Genomic DNA, 23193 nt, shown 5'->3' on the forward strand with positions numbered 1-23193 from the left:
TTCATTAGCAATCTAAATTTAATTACATAAAAAACCCCTTAATGATTTAATCATTAAGAGGTTACTAAATTTCATTATGCATTATACCTACTTCTTCGGCGTTCCATCCTTGTTTGCCCTTGAACAGTGCCTTCATTGTATTGATCTATTTGCTCTGTCATTTCATATTTCGCAACTGGTTCTTCGTAATTATGCTCATGGACTCTTTCTGGTGTTTTATGTTTAGATGCTTTTCCACTAAACTTAAATAATTTCATTTTAAGTTTCGGTAATCTTGGAAGACGAATCTTAAAGGATAGCCTTTTTCGTTTCTTTTTTTGTTTAAATAAATTAGTATTTTCTTTATCATTGTCTTTCTCTTTACGGTGTAATAACATCGCAAGTAATCCACCTAATATAAGTCCTCCAACTAAAAGGAGGATATATAAGTAATGGCTTGTCATTAAACTCATCATACGCTCAAGTATGACTAACGACTGTACTTCTTTTATATCCCATAGTAAAGCGGCCCATAATGAGAATAAGCCCAAAGTAAGACCGTATGTACGAAATCGGAATAAACACGGAATTAACGCAATGCAAGCGGCGATTTTCGCGTTCGCAATTATTGAACTTGTTGAAATATCCTGATTCCAAATGACTAACAGTAATGTTATAAATGGCGCATATGCTATCCAGCTACATATACGTGAATATATCTTTTTCGCAAAGTAACTACCGAAACTAGTAAAAAATAAAAGTCCTCCAATATATAAAGAGTGTTCAAGAGGGATTTGCTTTAACATTCCTGCAATTGGAAAGAGGCCGCTCAGTAGCATTAATAATACATCTAATTTCTTCACAATTCCCCATTCCTTTCAAATTTTCTTTTCAATTAATAAAAATCGCTTTTCCATATGATGTAGTTTTTGTATTTCTAAAAAACATCTTAATCCTGTATGTAAATAAAGTAAATACGTAAAAGAAAAGATACATGACAAAGGATAGCCTTATTTACATGAAAAAATGACAAATCCCGCTCATTATGACTAGCAGGATTTGTATACTATTATTTATATTAATATCAATGCATCTTCTTTTTCTAAAATTATTACATCTGCATCTAATTCGTCACTGAATTCTTTAAACTCCCTTGAATCAATATCTGTAGTATAATTTTTAATTAATTTAACCATATGCATTACATGCGTATTATGAATATTTTGTTCCGAGAGCAAGGTTGATTTACAGCACATGTAATGTATCATTTTGGCGATTTCTTCTCTTTCCTCAGATTTTACACCAAACGGGATAACTTCGAGTATGTGCTGCTGTACTATCTCATTGCAATTTAATTCGTATGCAGCCGTGCTATAGTAAATTCCCATTTGATCTACAAATAATCTCGTTTCATCTATAACATATTCTTGATCTCTAACAATATAGTTCGGTACATCTGAGTTAGTATTAATTCTAATTATGTTTATATCCTCTTTAAAATTTGGGATTATTTCAGGTGAAACCTTGATATTAACGCTTTCATTTTGCAATTCCTCTATCCAATATTTCCTCATATTTGCATCTACAATAAAATAAACTTCTTTATTTTGTTTATGTGCATCTTGTGAAATTTCAACTAATGTTTCTGACATAAATTGTTTAAAACTGACTCCTATATCATTCCTTTTTGATGGTTGTGGTAAAAACACTTTATTATTACCTATATTTAATAACGTGTGATCAATTGTGCCCCATTCTTCTTGCCCATATAATTTATATAATATTTCTCTCCCATTTATTTTTGAAAAAATAGGTAAGAAATCATATTTAGACATTTTCTCAATTGATAAATTTACAATTATCCCCGGTAATTTTATCTTATTCCAACTACGCTTTAAGAATCCCTTTTGTTCTAACAAACTAAGAATGGCATTAATAATTTCTTTTTTAGATACACTTTGTCCAATAAATAAATTAATAAATGCTGAAATACGTTCCGTTCGAGCGAATCCTTCCCGAATGATTTGCTTTGGATTAATTTTTTCGCGACCATCACAATTTTTCATTGCAATTAATGCTAATTTCATTTCATTTTGCTCACCTGCCGTAACATGTACAGCTTTTACGACATCGTCTACAAGTTTCTTTTTGTTTTTATGGCTATATTGCATTCTATATGGATTTTGTAATAATTTTTCAATGTTGTATCTTTCAATTTTTAACAGCACCGGATTATCTGCATTTAATACATAGGATGAATCTTCATTTTGAGCTAAAACTATTTTGCTATCTAATAACGCTTGTTCTATCTCTATTATTATGTCATCTGACCATACTTCTAACGTAATTGTGTCTAATCCCTTTGGAGCAAATAAAGGTAATAACTCATTCTCATTATCAGTTAATACTTTTTCACATTCTGGAAGTGATGTAAAATATGGGAAGCTTAGTTGGAATTCATTAAAAAGTTCCTCTTTTTCTCTTACTTTTATACCAAATTTTATTTTTGTTCCTTGAACTTTATATATATTTTCGTTATATGGAAGAAGCACTCTTACATTAGTTCCTCTAATATACTCTTTCGGACATTGGAGAATGTCCTCTAATTTAACTTCTCCACCTATCCTATACTCATCTTTTAAATTTCTAAAACGTTTAATCCATTTTATTCCTTTTTCAGCTTGTTGCACTTTTAACTTTATAAACCTTTGCTTTTTATTATTTAATTCAAATTCAGGAGTTGAAATCAGTATTTGGCTCCGCTTCCGCCCTAAAAGTATAGGAATATCTTTATGATTATATTGTTGATAAAACCGCCTAATCCCTACGGATACTTTTAATAGTGGAATATTCTCACCTCCACGAGTTACGTATTCAAACCGATATACATAAGCGAAATAATCATGTGTTTCTTCATCTTTAATTGGCTCAGACATCGCTTCAAAAACATCTTGTGATCGCAGTGGCGAAAAATATATTTCTTCCTCGTTTTTATTTTCCATACGTAAAGGCTGTTCGCAAAAAATATGAGTAATTAAAGCTGGTACCCATTTAGAAAACGTTTTTTTATCATGTAATACTGGTAAATTACTAATTAAATCATACTGCCATTCTAAATGTGGTGGATCTATTAATTTATTCGGTTTCCAATCATGAATAACCTCATACCAGCTTTGGAAAATATAGTCTAACTGTTCTTGTCTCATTGGTTCTTTTGCTACAATCCAAGGTGTATCTTCCTTTAATACATATGGATCATGCTGAATGAACAATATATCAGAAAACATATCATACAATCTTTCATTTACAAGTTTTAATTTGCTCGTTAATAAAAATGTTCTATAATGTATCTCTACAATCTCAAGCCATTCAATAGGAAAGTAAATATACGATACTTTCTCATTATAGAGGGGTTCTACTATATTTTTAAATGTTAATAACCGTAATTTTTCCATATTATTAATACTTCCTCTCTTAATATATATTGATCATAAATAATACTAGAAAAGATACCAATTTTTTTAAGCATAAACGAATCAAATTTAAACCAAGCAGATTAAAGAAAATAGCTAAAAGACATTTGATTATATAAATAATATATTATCAAAATCAAATTAATAAAAAGTTACTATTAACATATAAATACCTCCTTATGTCACTATACATTACAAAATCATTATAATTCATTATTGTATTTTTTATCTATGATTTACAAAATATTTACATAAATTAAACATAATAAAAGGTAACGCCTCTTTATATAGCGATACCTTTTATATATTCTTTATTAAATAATCCCTTTAACTTCTTCAGTCACTGGCCATTTTTCTAATGTATATGCCATTTCCCAAAATGAATATTCATATTGACTACTAAAAATAAAATGTTGTCTCATACGATTACGGTCTGCCTCTGTTACTTTTTCAGCAATCGTATCTAATCGTGTAATTTGCTCTTCTACTAGAGTACGGAACCAATCAGATCCATATGCAGAAATCCATTCTTGATAAATTGGCTCTTCTGGTTGACATTCTTTTAATCGTTCACCGATTTCATAATATAACCAATAACAAGGTAAAATAGCCGCAATAATATCTCCTAAATGCCCTTCATAAGCTGCACGATACATATGAGATGTATATGCATATGCAGTTGGCGCAGGAATAAAATTATCTTTTTCTTCTTTTGTAATCCCTAATTTCTTTGCGAAATTCTCATGTAAAGATAACTCAGCTTCATACGTATTTTGTGCATGATGCGCCATACGAGCCGTCGTTTCTAATTCAAGAGCCTTTGCAGCACCTAACGTTTGTACTCTAGCAAAATGACTTAAATAATATGAATCTTGAAGCACATAATAACGGAAACTAGCTAAATCTAACGTTCCTTCGCCAAGCTTTTTTACAAAAGGGTGATTGAAACTCGCTTCCCAAATTGAATCTACTTCTTTACGTAATGATTGTGAAAAAGTCATTTAAATCCCTCCAATAATTTATAAAATATAAGTATTTATCCACATTTAATGAAATAAAAAAACTTTCTTTACAGGCGTAAAGAAAGTGAAATAGACAATATTAATTTATGCATTAAATATCATGTCTTCCCCACTTTCCTACGCTGGCATTAACCAGATCAGGTACTAAGAGTCTCAAAATCACATTTGATCTCAGCCTATAAAAGGCCCCTCTAGTGGATAAATATTTAGTTGTTGTATTGTAATTATCATAGCATATTTCGTGGAACTATCAAAAGTTTTAATTGTACAATTATCTTAAAAACCTTCTTCTTTCCTTACTTTTAATGAAGTTTCAATGATCATATCTAATAGCTTACTATAGCTAATTCCCGCTGCTTCTGCACTTTTCGGCAGTAAACTTGATTGTGTCATCCCTGGTAATGTATTAACCTCCATTACATATGGAATTCCGTCCTTCACCATCATATCAACCCTTGCATAAACATTACATTTTAATGCTTTATAACAAGCCATTGACGCTTTATTCACACGTTCCTTAATTTCAGTTGGAAGTTCAATAACTTCTTCAATTGTACTAACATCATCGTATTTTGCATTGTAATCAAAAAACTCAGCTGCATGTCGAATCGAAATAATAGGTAACTGTTTACCATCAAAAATTGAACATGTAATCTCGTCACCTTTTATATACTTCTCAATTACTACTTCAGAATCCCATTCGAATACAGTTTCCAGCATTGAGATTAATTCATTTTTATCATTGACGATCTTTACTCCAACACTTGAGCCACCAGAGTTAGGTTTTACCACTAACGGAAATCCTATCTTATCTAATTCTTCAAGCTTTAGATCATCCATTTTTGTGAGTTCAATCCAATCTGGTGTTTCTACTCCTTCATAACGCAAAATCTTTTTTGAAATATTTTTGTCCATACATATACCGCTAGATAACATATTGCTACCGCTATAAGGAATACCTAAACTCTCAAGCGTCCCTTGAACTGTACCATCTTCTCCATATTTTCCGTGTAATGCTAGCAATGCAAAATCAATGTCTTTCGCTTTTTCAATTAAATCCATTTTTTCATTTAAAGTAATTGGAACTATTTCATACTTATTCTTATCTAAATGTGCAATCATTTCATTCCCAGTCATAATTGATACTTGTTTTTCAGAGGATACTCCTCCCATAATAACGCCAATTCTCATTTTCTCAACTCCAAGTTTCATTTTTTAATGTTTCACCAATTATTTGAATCCCGCTAACAATTTCCTTTTCTTTCAAACGTGAAAATCCTAATCGGAATGTGTTCGCTCCTCCTCCATCAGAGTAAAAAACATCTCCAGGAGAAAACGTAACTCCTTTTTCATAACACTTTTGTAAAAGTGTGCGGGCTTGAATTTTTTCTTCCAACTCTATAAACAAATGAAGTCCACCATCTCCAGTCATTCTTTTAAACGGAATGTACTGATTACATGCCCCAACAGCTAACTCATATTTTTTCTTATAAACAGACCTTGCTTTTTTTAAATATTTTTCAAAATATCCTTCATGTAAATATTGAAACAGAACAGCTTGATCTAAAGTAGAAGTGTGAATCGTTCTTGCTCTTTTTACACTTTCTAAATAATGTATCAGTTCTTTATCTGCAATGATCCAACCTACACGTAAACCGGGGAAAAGTACCTTCGAAAAGCTACTAATATAAATCACATTATTACCAGCCCCAGCAAAAGTTAATAACGGCGATAAATGTGAACCTGAATAACGTAATTCTTCATTAAATCCGTCCTCTATAATAGGAACCTTATATTTCGAAAATATCCTCATCAATTCCGTTCTTTTCTCCGAACTCGTAACAATACCAGTTGGATTATGATAAGAAGGAATTAAATACGCAAAATCAAAATCCTTTTCACGCAAACTTTTTTCTACTTCAGTCGTATCAATACCATCATCATTCATATCTATCCCATGAACTTCAAGTCCATGTAAGCGAAAAAGTTTCAATGCAGCATGGTGAGTTGGATTCTCACAAATAACACGCCCTGATTTTTTCGATAAGGAAGAAAGTACAATATCTAATCCTTCTGTAAATCCATTTGTAATTAAAATATCTTTGTTCGAAATATCTACACCTTTCATTTCCATGTAATGAAGTAGATAATTCATTAACGGTCGATAACCTTTTGCATATCCGTAGTTCAATACGATATCCCCTTCAATGGACATACGAGTAAGAAAAGCTCTTTTGAAATTTTCAACATCAAATAGCTTTTCGTCCGGGGCTATACTATTAAAAACAATCATTCCTTTTTCCCAGCGAACTCCATGTTTCATTAAGTCTAATTCATCCGCTAATGTGGTAACAGCATTAAGTTTATTTTTCCAATCTATTTCAACAGACGAGGTGTTAGATATATCCACCTTCGCAACGAAATTTCCTTTTCCTTTAACTGCATAAATGAGTCCTTCTTGTTCTAAATCCGCGTAAGCAGAGAGTACTGTATTTCTGCTCACTGATAATAATTCACTCAGTTCCCTTGTTGATGGGATTTTTTGATCCCCCAACAAATGCCCTTTCATAATCATCTTTTTTAAATAATCCTTTAATTGAATATAAACGGGACGATCTTTTACAACTTTAAAATCCTTAAACAATTCCTTACCCCCTGCAATTATTTTTGCATATTTATTTCATTCTCAAAAGGTCCACCACATATGTATTTTTTATGAATAGCGGTACGGTTATAAAGCCTATAAATCCTTTCGATATAGATTGATTAAATCTTTCAAAGCGGCTGCGGCTGCCCCACGTGGGTTTGAGGCCCCTCCAAGCGTTGTCACTTGTCCCATTGAATCCGTAAAGAATGTAATTCCTTTTTCGGTACTATTTATATTTGCTAATGGATGTTCTTTCTCTAAATTACAAGGTTTTACACTAAGATTTACTTTTCCATTATCATCTTTATATGCTGATGCAATCAATTTAATAGATTTATTTTGTTCCTTTGCATTTTGAATTTGTTGCGTTGTAACGTGCTCTATTCCGTTTATTTGTATATCTTTGAGTGAATAATCTGTTCCCATTAAACTATTCGTCAAAAGTAATAATTTACAAGCGCTATCCATCCCGCTTACATCTAATAACGGGTTAGTCTCCGCAATTCCTTTATTTTGTGCTTCTTGCAACGCTTCTTCAAACGTCTTTTCTTCTTCATGCATCTTTGTAAGAATATAATTTGTTGTCCCGTTCAATATTCCTTCTATTTTTTCAATATGGCAACCTGCTAAACTTAGTTGTCCAATGTCTAATGTCGGTAACGCAGCCGCAGTTGCACCGCTATATCGAATACGTGAGCCTGAAATACGCGCTGCCTCATTTAGTTCACTCCAAGCTGTAACAAGTGCACCTTTTGAAATAGCTACTATATCCATTTGATTTTCAATAGCTTGTTTCATATACTGTTTCCCTGGATTTCCATTTTTAAGATTTGTAGCAGTTGATTCAACCAATACAGTACCATTTATATTAATTGTTCCGCGTTCCTCTGGATAATGTTCGATATATTTTTCAATTGCAGCAGAACCACTACCATACTTCAATAAATCATTAATCTGCAACCCTTCCTCGTTATGTATTGCAATATTTCTTCCTATTACTCCACTAACAACTAAGTTAATTCCATATGTTTCATATATATATAAATATTTTTCGTTTAATAATTTTATAAACTCTCTTCCTACTGTCCCATATCCTGATAATACAACTTGAATTTTCATAATATCCCCCCATATTTTCCTACCAAATCCCTCTTTCAATATAATATAAAGCGCCCCCGAATTCCATCGAGAGCGCTTTATTATTAACTATTGCGGTAGCCGTGATAACTTTTCTGCAATTGTTCTATAAAATTCTTGAATATTAGAAAAACCTAACGTGTCTGAAACACTTAATCCTACCATATCGAGATGATCCCAATTTACTTTCGTTTCAATATGATTCCATTTTCCAACCTGTAAAGACTCATTATTATTTACGGCAATATTAGACGAAGGCGCAATCATAGAATTTGTATTTACTACACCGTCATTTTGCCACCAAGATGTATCAATTAATGGGCGATTTTCTTCATATCTTGCATAGGAACCTAAGAAAAATGCATTACCCATTAACACTTTGTTCATCGTAATATGAGGTAATTGTAAACCTGTTATAGGTGCTGCTTGCGATGCATGTCCACTATACGATAAGTAATATACATCCGATTGCGTCTTTACCCAATTATTTAACTCTTTTGCACCATCAGTACTTAGATCCCATTGACTTATATCTTTTGTATTTTTCCAAATTGAACTATTTAAAATACGATCAGTATATTGGAAAAAGGACTCTCCACCATTCTTTTTCATACCCCATTGATCCAATTTAAAATCATATAATGATAAATTATTGTTTCCTCCTAAACTTGCAGCAGTAATGAGTAAATCTTTAACGAACGGCAACAAGAGACTTCCATCGGCAAGTGTTGTCCCATTATGCGGAGTTGCTAATGTTGTAACACTATGAACATATGATTTACCACCCTCAAATAGTGGTGATATCTTTGCGTTTGGATAGTTTTTCACATAATTCTTTTCTTCAAAACTCCCTTCCTTTAATAGCTGCACTAATGTTCTTGTCGTTTGTCCACCCATACTATGCCCAACTAAATGTACTTTATTTGTTTCACTCCAATTCGGTGCAAATCCACTATAAGTTCTACCAAAACGATTATGTCCATGTTTCTCAGCGTGCGCCGCACCATAATCTACTGTTCCACCGTTAATTTGCGCATATAATTCACATGCACGGTCCCAATTACTAGAAACAGGGCCAACAGCAGCCGTATGAACTGTATAACCATTTCTTTTTAAATCTTCCTGTATATCATGAACACCACCCCAATATTTTACCCCTAGCATTTCTTCCCTACCCCATCCAGCAAATCCATTCACTAAAATGATAGGATAATGATTTTGTTGCCTCTCTTCAGCGTAAGTTGTTTTCACCGCGAATGAACAAACAGTCACTAATGTAAAAAAACATATTTTTAAAAATAACTTCCCCATACTTTCTCCCCCTAATAAAACGTTTACATTTTTCTGTGAAAAAGATTTACACAATTCGTTTTTAACTTAAACATAATGTAAAGTATTTTATATACGTTGTATATATAGAAAACATACACAAATGTTGATAAATATTAATTCAAGTAAACATTTACTTTTTACAATACAACTTGTAAATCTAATTATTTGAATTTATAATTTAATGTAGTTTCCTCATGTTAAATGGATTTAATATTCATAAGAAAACTAATTTTATTGCTTGAAAAGGAGGAAAAAAGCATGCAAATCGGATCAAACATTCATACATTATCTCAACCTACTAAAATAACTCCATCTAATCTTGAGCATAATACTATCTCTTCTACTAAACTTGAAGATAAGAAATCAAATGATCCAATCAAATTTGATATTCGTTCATCTGAAAAAGAAATGAAACAACCTGAGCATAAATTTAACGAATTAGATTTATGGAAGATGTTGAAAGATAAAGGTGTTCCTTTATGGATCATACTTGAAATGCTACAAAAAGTCCGTAAAGAAAAAGAAGCTCAAAATAATTCAGTTCAAAATTCAAATACGATTGAAGAAACGAGTGAGACTCGATTAAATGAAGTAATGTAAAGCATAATATTTGATTGGTCTATAAACTAAAAAGAGTTCAAGACTGATAAAGTTTTTATCAACCTTGAACTCTTTTTTAAGATTTTTCTCCAATCGTTACAAACTGAAAAGATACTTCTCCTTCTAAACCTTTAATTAGCTTTCTTACTTTTACATTTTCATTAATCAATGTATTATCTGTCGACATTTTAGGTTTTTCGTCACCTAAAGATTTTTTCAGATGAAGAAGTTGCATTTTCGTTTCATTTGCTTTTATTTCTTTATATACACTATTTTTCGCTACAATCACATACCATTGAAACCCATAATTACGAGTGTTACCAATCCAAGCATTACTATCATATTTAACGGGAATCTCTCTTCCTTCTATTTCAATACTTTGTATAGTCTTTTCGTCTTCATGTGTAAATAATAGTGAGCCTTCTTTTGGGAAATTCGGTAATGTGTCTATAGGCATAGAACTGGATACATTATCCCGTTTACAAAAAATCTTTTCTTTAATCATCGCTTGCGCAGTAGATTCATTTAATATTAGTACCTTCCCTTTTCCAAATTTACCTGTTTTCACTGAATAAACTTCATTTTCTTTCGTATTTTCCTTATAACGATTAATAATTGGTGAAGTATTATTCTCATCTCCAATGATTAGTACACCGTTAGCTGGGAATAAGTCTTCATTTTTAGAACATGCGCTTAAGCTTATTAAAATTATTATAGTTAACATGAAGATAGTTAGTGTTCTTTTCATCACGGTTCCTTTCATAATTCAATTTGTTTTTTACATGATTTTCTGTAATCTTAATAGTTGATATCCTCTATTGTTCCATAGTTTTATACAGCTTTTGTAGGTAACGCCAACGAGTTATAAAGAAATATAAAACTTGTATACATATAAACGAAATTAAAATAACGATAGAGCTATTTAAAATAGAAAAATCGACTAATTGTTGTAATGCCGTATAAGCGACTACAGTATGAATCACTGCAACGACAATCGGTAAGAAGAACATTAATACTAACTGTCTCGTTACAACTTTTTTTAATTCTCGTTTACTTAATCCCATTTTCGAAATCATTTTATATTGCTGTTGATCGCGATCCAAATCAGTATATAATCGAAAATAGATAAAACTAGCAGCGAATGTGAAGAAGACGATTCCGACTAAAACACTTGCCATAAGTAATAATCCATTCGTTTGCTTTGCACTTAACAAATCTAATGTTAAAGCTTGAAAGTAGAAATTATCTTTGCTAACATCTTTTTCAAATATACTATTTAATTGGTTTGAAATCTCTTTCGTTTTCATCCAATCATCTACAACAAATCCGTAAGTACGATTTTGATCACCTATATCATCTTGGTCAGGAGAAACAGGAATTCCATCATACACATGATCTTGAACAGCAATATAAATACTTCTAGTATCATGCGGTAAAACTAAATTTTCTACAGCTTTTTTCACACGAAATGTCTTTGTCCAATCTCCTTGAATGACTTCAATATTCTTTTTATAGTCACCATTTCTAAATTCTTGTTTTTGGGATACCATTCCAGGGATTAGTAAAATTTCATCTTCTTTTTCAATCGTTTCTTGTTGATACCCGAGTGCTCTCGCAAGTTCGTTATATTCACTTAACTTTATTACATATACGTTACTTTCTGTATATTTATTTGAAGACGAAGCCATTCGATAAGGAATATTAGCATCAGCAAGATGTTTTTTTATAGTAGAGAGATTTTTATCTACCTCTTTGTCTGTTTCAAAACTTACATACAGAAATGTATACGGATTTGTCATTCTTACCAAATCCCTATTACCGAGAGCAGCTGTCGTACCAATTGCTGTAAATGCAACTGCTGAAATAATAGATACTATAAAAAACATGGTTGCATTATCTTTCATACGGTAAATCAATTCTGAGAATGTTAATATATTTGTTCTTTTTAAAAAGAAAGATTCACTCCTTTTCGCAAGATGCAATATATAAATGCTACACTGTGTATATAAAAAGTACGTTCCTATAATTACAAGGAGTACACCAATTCCAAGCATAATAAAACTGTGACTTGAGATAAATCGAAATACTGAAATATATCCACACCCTATACTAATTAAAGAAAGTAGCGATAATAAAATTGAAGATTTCGGTTCAGGTTTTGGTTTTTCTTCTGCTTGAATGAGTTCTACAAGTTCTGTTACTTTTACCATTTTAAAAGTAACAAGCGAAACAATTAAAAATAAGAAAAGAAACGTGATGACTGTTAATAGTACCGCTTGTATCGGTATATAGAAAGGCAAACCATTATTGATCATTAATACACTTGCACTTATCAATAAAACTAATTTAGAAAATATGAGACCTATGAGAATTCCTATACAAATTGAACCAAATCCAATTAACATATTTTCAATCAATAATAATTTCTTAAGCTGTCTCATTGACATACCTTGCATCATTAATATGCCAAATTCTTTCTTACGCGTTTTTAAAAACGAACTAACTGAATATAAAATAAAGAAAAATGAAAATACAAAAATCAATCCTTGCGAAATTCTAAACCCCAATGTACCAAATGCACTTATTGTTGCACTTGTCGATTGTAACTCACCTTGTAAATCAGGGTGAAATAATAAAAGAGCATACGTAAAGAAAATCATAATAGAAAATGCACTACTTAAAAAATGAGCAGCATATGTACGCTTATTACGAAAAATATTATTAAATGCGAACTGACGAAAAGTCATGTCTTTTCCCCCCTAACAAAGAAAGGACATCCATAATCTTTTGATAAAATGCTTGCCTGCTTTCACCACAATAAATTTCGTTATATAGTTGACCATCTTTAATAAATATAACTCTGCTGCAAAAACTGGCTGCATACGGATCATGTGTAACTAACATCATCGTTGCCTTTTCTTCCTTATTAAGAGCATCTAGCATCTCCATTACATCATTTGAAGATTTAGAATCCAAGTTCCCTGTTGGTTCATCTGCAAGTAATAATTGCGGCTTATGAACGATTGCACGAGCGATTGCTGTTCTTTGAGCCTGCCCCCCTGATATTTCAAAAGTTCTTTTACTCAATATATCTGTAATATTTAATTTCTCTGCAATTTCTTCCACTCGTTTGTTCATTTCTTGCACAGAAACACCATCTAATGTCATCGGCAATACGATGTTTTCTTTTACAGTAAGTGTGCTAAGAAGATTAAATGATTGAAAAACAAATCCTAATTGTTTCCTGCGGAATAACGCTAAATCTTCTGATGATAATTGGAAAGGATTTGTGCCATTTATTAATATTTCTCCCGATGTTGGAGAATCGATAGTAGATACCATATTTAATAACGTTGTTTTCCCGCTTCCTGATGGTCCCATAATCCCTATAAATTCACCTTCTTGAATTGATAAATCAATATCTACCAATGCTTTAAAAGGTATTTTCCCCTTATATACTTTACTAATACTTTTTGCATGTAAAATTTCCATTTATATTCTCCCTTCATTTGTACTGCTCACTATAAAGTGTAAAGGAATTGTCTTACAGCTCATATTGATTCATCTTTCATTTATCTTACACGCTTGTAAGATTTCTAAAAAAACTGATAACAAAACTGTTTTCAAACTAAAATTAACGTATAACTATCTTATAATAATTGTATAGTGGCATGAAATACAATGCTGTTTATATCAAATCTTTATTATATAAATGAGAAAAGACCGATTGTTTTATCGGTCTTTTACTTTCAAAAATTATATTTTAACTTATGCCTTTAGTTGAAACATTTTTGAGTTACCCTTTTAATACTAGTTCACTTTATAATAACCTCTGCAAAAAACTGAGTTCTTCGGTTTAATGGCAATTAAAAATGAATTGTAGATATCTGAGGAGGAAATTAATGTGTTTATCCAACATACAAATAATATGATTGATTTGATATTTCCTGATACATAAAACGACATAACGGCAGGGACTACCGATAATACAATAATGGGCAAGCTCATAAAGACCCAAAATCTCGTTTTGGATAGGATTGCATTTGTATTTAGCCAAAAAAATATTCCACTAAATGTTAAGCTAATATCACCTTTGTTACTTATGACCAAAATGTGTAGACATTCGTGAATGATGAAGACAAAGATACCTATTATGATGAGATAAAATATATTAATATGAGTGAAACTTGTTTCAAAGAAATAGGGTATCAGAAAAATGATTATCTGAAGTAGATATACAAACTTCAGATAATGTTTTCGATACCAATTATTCTTAATAAAAGGAGTCCATTCTGCGAAATCCATACTTATCTGTGGCAAATGACGAAACCAAATTATGATATGCGTTCCCCTCCCTCATTTAAACTATTTCATATCTTAAAACATTTAATCCACTAACACTCAACCGTTAGTTTTATATACAAACCTTCGCTCGCCTTCACTTTTACCGTGTGTTCTTCTACTTGAGTTTGAAGTGATTCAATTTTAGGATTATTCGAGTGAGAAAGTGGTGTTTTCATAGATAAATGCATTCGACAAAATCATCCAAATTCCTTTACATATATGATTTTTATAAAGGGGGTTCTCGCATGCACAGCTTGATGCCCTGTTTTTGGTGAAAAGCAAATTCATCAAGAAGCCATCCCAATTGTCGCTTTGATATGGTAAGTGGTACACTTGAATGTAAAAAAGCTCAGAGTTTTAGCTCTAAGCTTTTTTGTAATCATTTCATTATAGCTCCTTTTAAAGAGCTATATTTTTTATCCATTCTGATTTACTTAATAGATAATGATTATATAGTTGGTTTTCTATCGTTTGTTGACTCAGATAAGTAAATCCACATTTTTCAATAACTTTATTTGATGGTACGTTGTTAATTAAAGCAACTGCGTTAAGAACATCTACATTTGTATTTTTGAACAAATAGTCAATCAACCCTTTAGTCGCTTTAGTAGCGTAACCATTATTTTGATACTCGCTTGAAATAGCATACATAATTTCTCTGTTCGGTGAAGGGAGTTCTTCTTTAATGCCTGTACAGCACCATCCAATAAATTCATTTGTATCTTTAATAAATATCCCCAGCTGTAAAGAATGAACCTCTATGTTAGATGTTGTTTTCACGGTATCAAGAAATGCTTGATTTGCTGGTATTTCATCATTGATAATCCAATGAACCCTCTGTTCTTTCGGTGATTTCCAGTCTGGTAAAAACTTTTCTATTTCCGGCTGATTCGATATTTTATAAATACTCTCCGCATCTTGAATGGTAAACTCTTGTAAGTAAATATCACCACAGTCTATTCTAAATAACCTAGTCAAATTTTCTCCTCTCATGTTCCCACCCCTTAATCCCGTATAAAAATCAGTAATTATGGGAACCTCCTAGCTAGAAGGTTCCCATAATTACATTAAAGTGCCTTTATCTGTTTCGTAAGTTCTTTAAATCGTTCGTCAAGTTCGTTATATTCTTTGTCGTTAGAAGTTAAAAAGCTTAATTTACCTAATACTTCTTGTCTCTCTGTTTCTAACGTTAAACGTAGCTCTTCAATATCATCTCTTGTTTTAGTAGGCTCTTCTAACTGCTTTTGTATCGTATTATTTGAAAACACGAGTTTCGTGTTAGTTGTTTTCTCTAGAAAATATCGATCGTGAGAAACTATAACTAATGTTCCATTATACTCAGCCAATGTATTTTCAAGTTGTTCCCTTGAAGGTAAGTCTAGATGATTTGTCGGTTCATCTAAAATAAGTACATCTTTTTCCTCTAAAATATAGGTCATTAGCTTACACTTCACTCGTTCTCCCATGCTCATTTGCTCAATCGGCTCTTTCCATTGAGAAGCCTGGAACCCTAAATGTTTCATTAAATTTTGGACTTTTCCTCTTTCTTCAAATGTCTCTTTAAAAAATAAATCTTCTGGTGTTTTATCAAGTGGTAAATCAAATACTTCTTGTGTTAAATAACCGATGTTTGCTGATGGTGAAATCCATACTTCTCCTTGAACAGTCTCCGTGCCCATAATCATCTTCAGTAATGTTGTTTTCCCGCTTCCGTTTGGTCCAATAATCGCAACCTTCTCACCGTGTTGGATTGTAAAATTAACGTTTTCGAATAATGTTCGTCCATCAAATTCTTTCCTCAATTGTTTCACTTCTAAAAAGCGTTTTCCTACTTTTTTATTCGCTTGAATAGAGAACTCAACTGAATACTCTTCTTTAACACGTTCTACTTTCGTTTTCTCAAGCTCTTTTTCGAGACGTTTCCGTTTCGACTTCACTTGCGCATCCATTCGCTTCGCTTTCACACGATAAAATTCTTTAACGCCTTCTTGTTTTGTAGACTGTGCATGTGCCTTTTGTGACCATGAACTTAATTCGTTTATTTGTGATTCTACTTGTTCTATCTTTTTTTGCTGTTTTTCATATTCACGCTGCTGCGTCATTCTTTTTTGCTCACGTGCTTTCATATAACTCGTATAATTACCGCTATGGTCAATTAATTTTTTATCCTCAATTGACCATATTTTTGTTGCGACAACATCTAAAAAATATCGATCATGCGATACGACGATAACTGTACCTCTCATATTTTTTATTTGTTTAATGAGAAATTCCGTACTCGTCTCATCTAAATGATTTGTCGGTTCGTCTAATATTAATAAATTTGGATTTTCGGAAAACCCTTTTGCTAATCGAACTTTCAGCTTTTCACCACCACTTAAAGTAAGAAAATCGTTCGTTGGCACGCCCCATTTCGCAAGAAGTTCTGCTTCTTTTGCAATCACATCATTACTAATAAAGGATTCTGTTTCTTGTTCAACATATGCCGTTGTCACATTCATTTGCTGCCATTCAACAGTACCTTTTGATGGCTCAATCTGCCCATTAATTAATTGAAGTAACGTTGATTTACCAGCACCATTTTTACCAATTAATCCGATAACATCCCCTTGTTTTACTGTAACATTCATTTTCTCTAATAAAGTATTTTCTATTATTTCAACATAAACATCATTTAATTTTAAAAGTTCTTTCATATTACCGATCCCTTTCATTAAGGGAGAACAAAAAAATCCTCCCAAATTAATTTGGCAGGATTAGTCATTAAAATATTTATACCCAAATAAGCTATTAAGCAAAATAAATAGCAATACTATTGTATGGAAATCGGGCAGACTAATCCTATTTTTTATAAATTGAAATTTATTTAATTTCAACATTTAAAAATAAGATTAGTTAATCATCGTCCACCCATCATTCCTTTCCGTCGTTAGTAACCATATTGTACCATAGTAGTACTGTATGAGTAAATGTAATTATATGTGATACTGCTTTAGATTTTACTATCATGTAAACTTCTAAGCACTCCCTCTTATATATTTTTTATATAACTCTCCAATAAATTATATATTATACATATTAAATTTCAGTTCTTATAATGAAGATATCATTTTAAAAGGAGGATACTACAATGGAGTTTAGCAAACTAGGAAACAGTGGATTAACAGTAAGCAAGATTGCATATGGGAACTGGATAAACCATGGTGGAAAAGTAGATGAGGATACTGCAAATGACTGTGTGAAAGCCGCACTAGATGTCGGAATTACAACGTTCGATACTGCTGATGTTTATTCAGACACTATAGCCGAAGAAGTACTTGGCCGATCTTTGCAAGGTATACGCCGAGAAAGTATAGAACTATGTACAAAAGTATGCCATCCGACCGGACCTGGAAAAAATGATCGTGGATTATCACGAAAACATATTATAGAAAATTGTAATTCATCATTAAAACGGTTGCAGACAGACTATATCGATGTCTATTATGCACATAGATTTGATACAACAACTCCCCTTGAGGAAACGATGTTAGCTTTTGCAGATCTTGTAAGACAAGGTAAAGTCCTTTATTTGGGCGTAAGTGAGTGGACATCAGAACAAATTACACGCGGTGCAGCACTTGCACGAGAATTGAACATTCCACTTATCGCTAGCCAACCTCAATATTCGATGTTGTGGCGAGTTATTGAAACTGATGTAATACCAACATGCCAACGTGAGGGACTTGGTCAAGTTGTTTGGTCTCCCCTTGCACAAGGTATTCTCACAGGAAAATATCAACCTGGTAAACCAATACCGAATCAATCACGTGCTAACTCAGATGCTGGTAAACCATTTTTCCAAAAACTCGTGCAACGTTGGATGAGTGATGATGTACTCACTGCTATCCAGAAACTCAATCCCATCGCGCAAGAAACTAATCTTACCCTATCTCAACTCGCAGTTGCTTGGGTGCTACAAAATCCAGCTGTTTCCTCTGCAATTATTGGCGCATCAAATCCGGAGCAAATAAGAGAAAACGTAATTGCTTCTAGTGTTAAATTGCAACCTGAAATTATGTATCAAATTGATAGCGTACTAAAAGGTTTTGTTGAGTACGATCCGAGTAAAACAGGTTGAATCATCAGTGACTTTAAAATAAAAATAGAAGTTTTCCTTTCCAAATTCCCCACTGCCCATCCCATCAAGATGGGCTTTTACTTTTCAAATTCAAATTGTGAAGTCATATAAACCTCTCTAACAACTGTTAAAAAGTTCTCTAACACAACAGACTTTTCATCTAGTCTCCATCCAGCATATAAATTTATTTTCGGGGTATTTTCTTGTATTGCTTTATATATGACTCCCGATTTTTTATAACTTTCCACTGATGATGGAACGACAGAAATCCCCATTCCTGTAGCAACTAAATTCACAATCGTTTGCATTTGAATCGCTTCTTGAACGATATTCAAACTTACTCCATGTTCCCAAAAGTAACTAATAATTAAATCATAAAAATTTGTACCAAAATGACGGGGAAATAAAATAAATGGTTCATTAACTAACGATTTGATTGAAATGTTAGGTAACGAAACTAAAGGGTGACCTTGATGTAAAACCAATTTTAAACACTCCTCAGAACAAACTTCGGAAGACAATATTTCATTATTCTGCTTAGAACGAATAAATCCAATATGAATTTGTTTTTCATAGAGTGCTTTTATTTGCTGGTCTGTTGTCATCTCGCGTAATATGAGCTGTATTTTAGGAAAACGTTCTCGGAATTTTTTTAATATCTCTATAACGGTTTCTGTAGAATCGACAAAACCAATTATTAAATGTCCTATCTTCCCTTCATCCGCAAGCTGTGTTTCTTTAATGGTTCTATCTACTTGAAGCAACGTTTGCCGTGCACCTTCTAAAAATATTTTCCCAGCATCGGTAAGTTCAACCATTCTTTTTGTTCGATGAAAAAGTTGAACCCCTAATTCTTCTTCTAATTTACGAATTTCTTGGCTTAAAGGAGGTTGTGCCATCATAAGACGTTCTGCTGCACGACTAAAGTTTAATTCTTCTGCCACCGTTATGAAATACCTCATTTTCCGAATATCCATTTCAATCCCCCTATCATTTACAACTAATAAAGCTTTCTATTTTATTATTAAAAAGTGTTTATATATCTAGTATTTCATTTATTCTTATCAGGTTCGTTTTGCTTCTCTTAGGTATATAATATTTCATTCTCTAATTTTATTAAGAGTACAAAACAAGGCTAAAAAACTTATCTCAAAAGTTCTTTAGCCTGAATCACTTTTTACACATTACAAAATTTAATTCGTACAACGGTACCTTTACCAACTTCTGAATGGATCTCTACACTATGTCCTAATTGTTTTGTAATTTCATATACAAGATATAGTCCCATTCCAGTTGATTCTTTAAAATCTCTACCGTTTTCTCCTGTAAAGAAAGGTTTAAACACTCTTGGTAAATCTTGCTTCGGTATCCCTACGCCACTATCGATAATTTCAAGTGCAACTGTAGTACCTTCCTTACATGCTTTTACTTTAATCTTTTCTCTACTACCTGATGAATATTTAATCGCATTCGATATAATTTGTCCGATTAAAAATTGTAACCATTTCGCATCACTTTCTACAGTAATACCTTTATCAATTTCAAGTTCTGGATATACAAAATTTCGGATAAAAAAGCGTTTATGTTCATGCACGGAATCATTCACTATTTGATGTAGTTGCACTCTTTCTACATAGAAATCTTGTGTAAATGCTTCTAAACGTGCGACATACAAAGCCATCTCTAACCCTTTTTTCAACCGATCTGTTTCTTCATTAATACTTTCAAAACGCGAATCCACTTCATCCTGTGTAATTAATTCTATTACAGATAAAGGTGTTTTCATTTGATGAATCCACTGATTCATAAAGGTTAAATGATCATTATTTTTTCTCTCTTGCAATTGGAGCTGATTTTGATAATGGCGATATTGCACTTCAAGCAGATCTTGAAGTGCAGTAGATACAGCTGCAAAATCAGATTTTTGAACAGATTCATCTAAAGATTGCATCGGATTTGCTAAGCGCTCATAAAAAGAACGATGTGTAAAATAGCGAAATAATAAATAACTTACCATAAAAAAAGCACCTAAAAACATTGCATATAACGCTGTTGTAATGTGGTTATGCCCATCAAACCAATACACAAGGAATATGGACAGAAGTTGAAATACTGTAAAACAAATAAGTGGTATATGATCACGTATAAACAGTTTTATCATTTTTCCATACCAGTATCCCAAGTAATATGCAGTCTATATCCAACACTACGAATTGTTTCAATCGCTCCTTCAATATGTAACGTTTTTAATTTTTTACGCACCCGTGTTGTATTTACACTTAACGTATTATCGTCAACATAGGATTCACTATCCCATAATTTATTTAGTAACACTTCTCTACTCACAACACGCGGATAATTTTTCATTAACGTCTCTAATAAAATGGCTTCGTTTCTCGTAATATCAATCTCTTGATTCATAAGTTTTAATACAAGTCTTTCGGGATATAAACAAAGACCTTGTTGCTCAACCATACGTTCTTCTAGTTTCGGTGCATAATCTCCGTAAGCACGTCTTAAATGACTACGAATTTTCGCCATTACAACTTCATAATGGAAAGGCTTCGGAATAAAATCATCGCCACCATTTTCTAACGCCATAACTTGATCCATCGTGCCTTCACGAGCCGAAATAAATAATATCGGGCATGTAGAAACCGCACGAATTTGACGACACCAATAGTATCCATCAAAACTCGGTAAATTAATATCTAATAAAACTAACTCTGGTTGTTCTCCTAAAAATATGTCTAACACATTTTGAAAATCCGATACAATAATTCCTTGGTAACCGTATTTCGCAACATAAGTTGATAATAGCTCTGCAATTTTCATATCATCTTCTACAATCATAATTTTAACCATTGTTTTACTCCTTTTCGATCCACAATCTCATATACCATTATACAAAATAAATACTACCTCTTTTCATTAAATACGTAAATTAAAAAAGGATGCTTTTATACAAAAGTATCCTTCTTCTATTTTTCTTATTTAATATTAAATTCACTCAAAGTAAATCCAAGTTTCTCCACATAATCCATTCCTAGTTCCATCCGCGCCGTTTTCAGCGGATCCACAACTTGACAAATTTTCAAATTACCTGCTGCTGATAATAAAAGAGTTGCATCAGCTTTAGGCATTTCTAATTCTTCATGTAAAAATGTCACCATATTATGTACAGCACGATTCGCTGCATCATCTAACAATTTCTCTGAAGCAATGGTCATCATTTTTTCTTTTTGGATAGCCATCGGTAGTGGCCATTGCTTTCCTTTTATAATTTGAACTGTTACAGTTACTTCCCCAGCGACTTCTACTCCACTTACACCAATTTCACCGTCACCCATCGCAGCATGTAAATCACCTAACGCTAATAGTGCCCCAGGGACATTGACTGGTAATAGTAATGTTGTTCCTTCTTTTATCTCTTTACAATCCATATTCCCGCCGTGATCATGCGGCGTACCACATGAAATACTGTCTTCTTTAGGGGCCGTGCCAATGACACCAATCATCGGATTAACTGGTATTTGTAGTTCATCCGAAAATATTACATGTTCATTTTGGATTGGAATAATTTTTACTGTATTTTCATTTAGCTCATTACCTATTACACCCAGGTTCGCTCCTGTAGTTAAAACACCCTGCTCTGAAATTTTAATCTTTTCAATCATTACGACTAATATATCACCAGGTTCTGCCTCTTTAATATATACAGGTCCAGTCGCTGGATTAATTCGATTCCAATCTAGTTCTTGAAATACGACATTTTCCGAATCAATTTGATTTTCAAAGCAATCATATGTTTCAAATACAAGACGGCTCCCAATTTCTACTTCAATACATGGATTATTTTCTGGTGACATTGCGTAAATGATATGTTCTTTATGTATACGATGCATAATACCTCTCCTTTTTCGTTTTTTATCTTCCATATAATAATTAGCTTTTTTCCGTATAAGCTCCTTTTTAAAATTAGTAGTTATTTTCAAGAAAAATGCACTTAGCTCATTTTGAAACATACACTCTTTACTATAACAGGTAAAGAAAGGTGGTATTACAATGCCCCTTATTCCATACAACGAAAGTGACGTTGATTTACTAGCACGTTTAATCCGTGCTGAAGCTGAGGGCGAAGGACGACAAGGTGAACAACTTGTTGGATGTGTTGTAGTAAATCGTGTATTTTGTGATTGCTTAGATTTTAAACAACTTCGATCTGTAAGTGATGCAGTATATCAAAGTCCTGGTGGATTCGAAGCGGTACAATACGGATACTTTTATCAACGTGCTCGTGACTCAGAAAAAGAAATCGCAAGAAAAGTGTTACAAGGTGAATGGCGATGGCCAGCCAGATGGGCTCTTTGGTATTTCCGTCCAGTCGGATCTTGCCCACCTGAATGGTATAATCAGCCATTTGCAGGACAATTTAAAAGCCATTGTTTTTACGAACCACGTGGTGATGAATGTCCAAAAATGTATTCACGATAGCAAAAATTAAGCAACGCAATTACCTATTCTTTTTAGTACTTGCGT

The 23193-nt window shown here is 32.6% G+C and carries 20 protein-coding genes and 1 riboswitch; of the genes, 3 read left to right on the top strand and 17 right to left on the bottom strand.

Going from position 1 to position 23193, the window contains the following annotated elements; all coding sequences use genetic code 11:
• Window positions 1-74: 74 nt before the first annotated feature.
• The 7 genes from EXW56_RS12850 to EXW56_RS12880 all read right to left on the bottom strand — a co-directional run bounded on the left by EXW56_RS12850 (window position 75) and on the right by EXW56_RS12880 (window position 9569).
• Window positions 75-842: a DUF3959 family protein gene (locus EXW56_RS12850; protein ID WP_199659499.1), complete on the bottom strand. Its 768-nt coding sequence runs from the start codon at window positions 840-842 to the stop codon at window positions 75-77.
• A 210-nt stretch (window positions 843-1052) separates the two neighbouring features.
• Complete coding sequence (locus tag EXW56_RS12855; protein ID WP_215597554.1) at window positions 1053-3434, bottom strand: pPIWI_RE module domain-containing protein; 2382 nt, start codon at window positions 3432-3434, stop codon at window positions 1053-1055.
• Window positions 3435-3766: 332 nt separating this feature from the next.
• Window positions 3767-4453, bottom strand: a complete 687-nt coding sequence (gene tenA, locus EXW56_RS12860) for a thiaminase II (RefSeq protein WP_199659501.1) — start codon at window positions 4451-4453, stop codon at window positions 3767-3769.
• Between the two features lie 118 nt (window positions 4454-4571).
• Window positions 4572-4677: riboswitch (TPP riboswitch) on the bottom strand.
• A gap of 73 nt (window positions 4678-4750) precedes the next feature.
• Window positions 4751-5665, bottom strand: coding sequence for a D-alanine--D-alanine ligase (locus EXW56_RS12865; RefSeq protein ID WP_215558577.1), 915 nt, complete (start codon window positions 5663-5665; stop codon window positions 4751-4753).
• 4 nt (window positions 5666-5669) lie between these two features.
• Window positions 5670-7118: a MocR-like pyridoxine biosynthesis transcription factor PdxR gene (locus EXW56_RS12870; RefSeq protein WP_215558578.1), complete on the bottom strand. Its 1449-nt coding sequence runs from the start codon at window positions 7116-7118 to the stop codon at window positions 5670-5672.
• Between the two features lie 96 nt (window positions 7119-7214).
• The gene (locus tag EXW56_RS12875) at window positions 7215-8240 is read right to left on the bottom strand and encodes a homoserine dehydrogenase (RefSeq protein WP_215558579.1); all 1026 of its coding nucleotides are present in this window, start codon (window positions 8238-8240) and stop codon (window positions 7215-7217) included.
• 87 nt (window positions 8241-8327) lie between these two features.
• Window positions 8328-9569 (bottom strand): esterase/lipase family protein, encoded by a 1242-nt coding sequence (locus EXW56_RS12880; RefSeq protein WP_002200302.1) that lies wholly within the window; start codon window positions 9567-9569, stop codon window positions 8328-8330.
• Window positions 9570-9848: 279 nt separating this feature from the next.
• Between EXW56_RS12880 and EXW56_RS12885 the strand changes: the two genes are divergently transcribed.
• Window positions 9849-10190, top strand: coding sequence for a DUF3914 domain-containing protein (locus EXW56_RS12885; protein WP_215558580.1), 342 nt, complete (start codon window positions 9849-9851; stop codon window positions 10188-10190).
• 76 nt (window positions 10191-10266) lie between these two features.
• Here EXW56_RS12885 and EXW56_RS12890 read toward each other — a convergent pair whose 3' ends face one another.
• The 6 genes from EXW56_RS12890 to abc-f form a co-directional block, all read right to left on the bottom strand.
• Window positions 10267-10953, bottom strand: a complete 687-nt coding sequence (locus tag EXW56_RS12890) for a lipoprotein BA_5634 family protein (RefSeq protein ID WP_080013714.1) — start codon at window positions 10951-10953, stop codon at window positions 10267-10269.
• A gap of 52 nt (window positions 10954-11005) precedes the next feature.
• On the bottom strand, window positions 11006-12937 hold the full coding sequence (locus EXW56_RS12895) for an ABC transporter permease (protein ID WP_215597555.1): 1932 nt from the start codon (window positions 12935-12937) through the stop codon (window positions 11006-11008).
• Window positions 12912-13682, bottom strand: coding sequence for an ABC transporter ATP-binding protein (locus tag EXW56_RS12900; RefSeq protein WP_199659506.1), 771 nt, complete (start codon window positions 13680-13682; stop codon window positions 12912-12914). Before EXW56_RS12900 ends, EXW56_RS12895 begins: the two co-directional genes overlap by 26 nt.
• 318 nt (window positions 13683-14000) lie before the next feature.
• Window positions 14001-14495 carry a DUF3267 domain-containing protein gene (locus EXW56_RS12905; protein WP_078173674.1) on the bottom strand — a complete coding sequence of 165 codons (495 nt, stop codon included), beginning with the start codon at window positions 14493-14495 and terminating at the stop codon, window positions 14001-14003.
• Window positions 14496-14933: 438 nt separating this feature from the next.
• Complete coding sequence (locus tag EXW56_RS12910) at window positions 14934-15527, bottom strand: GNAT family N-acetyltransferase (RefSeq protein WP_215597556.1); 594 nt, start codon at window positions 15525-15527, stop codon at window positions 14934-14936.
• Window positions 15528-15601: 74 nt separating this feature from the next.
• A complete protein-coding gene (abc-f, locus tag EXW56_RS12915) occupies window positions 15602-17230 on the bottom strand; it encodes a ribosomal protection-like ABC-F family protein (RefSeq protein WP_215558583.1) in 1629 nt (542 codons plus the stop codon).
• A 434-nt stretch (window positions 17231-17664) separates the two neighbouring features.
• On the opposite strand from abc-f, the gene EXW56_RS12920 reads away from it, so the two are divergent.
• Window positions 17665-18654, top strand: coding sequence for an aldo/keto reductase family protein (locus EXW56_RS12920; RefSeq protein WP_215597557.1), 990 nt, complete (start codon window positions 17665-17667; stop codon window positions 18652-18654).
• A gap of 77 nt (window positions 18655-18731) precedes the next feature.
• Here EXW56_RS12920 and EXW56_RS12925 read toward each other — a convergent pair whose 3' ends face one another.
• The 4 genes from EXW56_RS12925 to EXW56_RS12940 form a co-directional block, all read right to left on the bottom strand.
• On the bottom strand, window positions 18732-19631 hold the full coding sequence (locus EXW56_RS12925) for a LysR substrate-binding domain-containing protein (RefSeq protein ID WP_215597558.1): 900 nt from the start codon (window positions 19629-19631) through the stop codon (window positions 18732-18734).
• Between the two features lie 200 nt (window positions 19632-19831).
• A complete protein-coding gene (locus tag EXW56_RS12930; protein ID WP_215597559.1) occupies window positions 19832-20815 on the bottom strand; it encodes a sensor histidine kinase in 984 nt (327 codons plus the stop codon).
• Window positions 20812-21519, bottom strand: coding sequence for a response regulator transcription factor (locus tag EXW56_RS12935; protein ID WP_215597560.1), 708 nt, complete (start codon window positions 21517-21519; stop codon window positions 20812-20814). The genes EXW56_RS12930 and EXW56_RS12935 overlap by 4 nt, the downstream gene beginning before the upstream one ends.
• 125 nt (window positions 21520-21644) lie before the next feature.
• Entirely contained in the window at window positions 21645-22559 is a 915-nt protein-coding gene (locus EXW56_RS12940) for an acetamidase/formamidase family protein (protein ID WP_215596594.1), read from the bottom strand.
• 160 nt (window positions 22560-22719) lie between these two features.
• Here EXW56_RS12940 and EXW56_RS12945 point away from each other — a divergent pair, with 160 nt between their 5' ends.
• A complete protein-coding gene (locus EXW56_RS12945; protein ID WP_215596595.1) occupies window positions 22720-23148 on the top strand; it encodes a cell wall hydrolase in 429 nt (142 codons plus the stop codon).
• Window positions 23149-23193 lie beyond the last annotated feature (45 nt).

Origin of the sequence: Bacillus mycoides, from assembly GCF_018742245.1 — a bacterium.
Classification (GTDB): domain Bacteria; phylum Bacillota; class Bacilli; order Bacillales; family Bacillaceae_G; genus Bacillus_A; species Bacillus_A cereus_U.

What these genes read in the sequence shown, in the direction of transcription:
- EXW56_RS12855 (WP_215597554.1), bottom strand. Translation starts at nt 3,434, where the DNA reads ATGGAAAAATTACGGTTATTAACATTTAAAAATATAGTAGAACCCCTC.
- tenA (WP_199659501.1), bottom strand. Translation starts at nt 4,453, where the DNA reads ATGACTTTTTCACAATCATTACGTAAAGAAGTAGATTCAATTTGGGAA.
- EXW56_RS12865 (WP_215558577.1), bottom strand. Translation starts at nt 5,665, where the DNA reads ATGAGAATTGGCGTTATTATGGGAGGAGTATCCTCTGAAAAACAAGTA.
- EXW56_RS12875 (WP_215558579.1), bottom strand. Translation starts at nt 8,240, where the DNA reads ATGAAAATTCAAGTTGTATTATCAGGATATGGGACAGTAGGAAGAGAG.
- EXW56_RS12880 (WP_002200302.1), bottom strand. Translation starts at nt 9,569, where the DNA reads ATGGGGAAGTTATTTTTAAAAATATGTTTTTTTACATTAGTGACTGTT.
- EXW56_RS12885 (WP_215558580.1), top strand. Translation starts at nt 9,849, where the DNA reads ATGCAAATCGGATCAAACATTCATACATTATCTCAACCTACTAAAATA.
- EXW56_RS12890 (WP_080013714.1), bottom strand. Translation starts at nt 10,953, where the DNA reads ATGAAAGGAACCGTGATGAAAAGAACACTAACTATCTTCATGTTAACT.
- EXW56_RS12895 (WP_215597555.1), bottom strand. Translation starts at nt 12,937, where the DNA reads ATGACTTTTCGTCAGTTCGCATTTAATAATATTTTTCGTAATAAGCGT.
- EXW56_RS12900 (WP_199659506.1), bottom strand. Translation starts at nt 13,682, where the DNA reads ATGGAAATTTTACATGCAAAAAGTATTAGTAAAGTATATAAGGGGAAA.
- EXW56_RS12905 (WP_078173674.1), bottom strand. Translation starts at nt 14,495, where the DNA reads ATGGATTTCGCAGAATGGACTCCTTTTATTAAGAATAATTGGTATCGA.
- EXW56_RS12910 (WP_215597556.1), bottom strand. Translation starts at nt 15,527, where the DNA reads ATGAGAGGAGAAAATTTGACTAGGTTATTTAGAATAGACTGTGGTGAT.
- abc-f (WP_215558583.1), bottom strand. Translation starts at nt 17,230, where the DNA reads ATGAAAGAACTTTTAAAATTAAATGATGTTTATGTTGAAATAATAGAA.
- EXW56_RS12920 (WP_215597557.1), top strand. Translation starts at nt 17,665, where the DNA reads ATGGAGTTTAGCAAACTAGGAAACAGTGGATTAACAGTAAGCAAGATT.
- EXW56_RS12925 (WP_215597558.1), bottom strand. Translation starts at nt 19,631, where the DNA reads ATGGATATTCGGAAAATGAGGTATTTCATAACGGTGGCAGAAGAATTA.
- EXW56_RS12930 (WP_215597559.1), bottom strand. Translation starts at nt 20,815, where the DNA reads ATGATAAAACTGTTTATACGTGATCATATACCACTTATTTGTTTTACA.
- EXW56_RS12935 (WP_215597560.1), bottom strand. Translation starts at nt 21,519, where the DNA reads ATGGTTAAAATTATGATTGTAGAAGATGATATGAAAATTGCAGAGCTA.
- EXW56_RS12940 (WP_215596594.1), bottom strand. Translation starts at nt 22,559, where the DNA reads ATGCATCGTATACATAAAGAACATATCATTTACGCAATGTCACCAGAA.
- EXW56_RS12945 (WP_215596595.1), top strand. Translation starts at nt 22,720, where the DNA reads ATGCCCCTTATTCCATACAACGAAAGTGACGTTGATTTACTAGCACGT.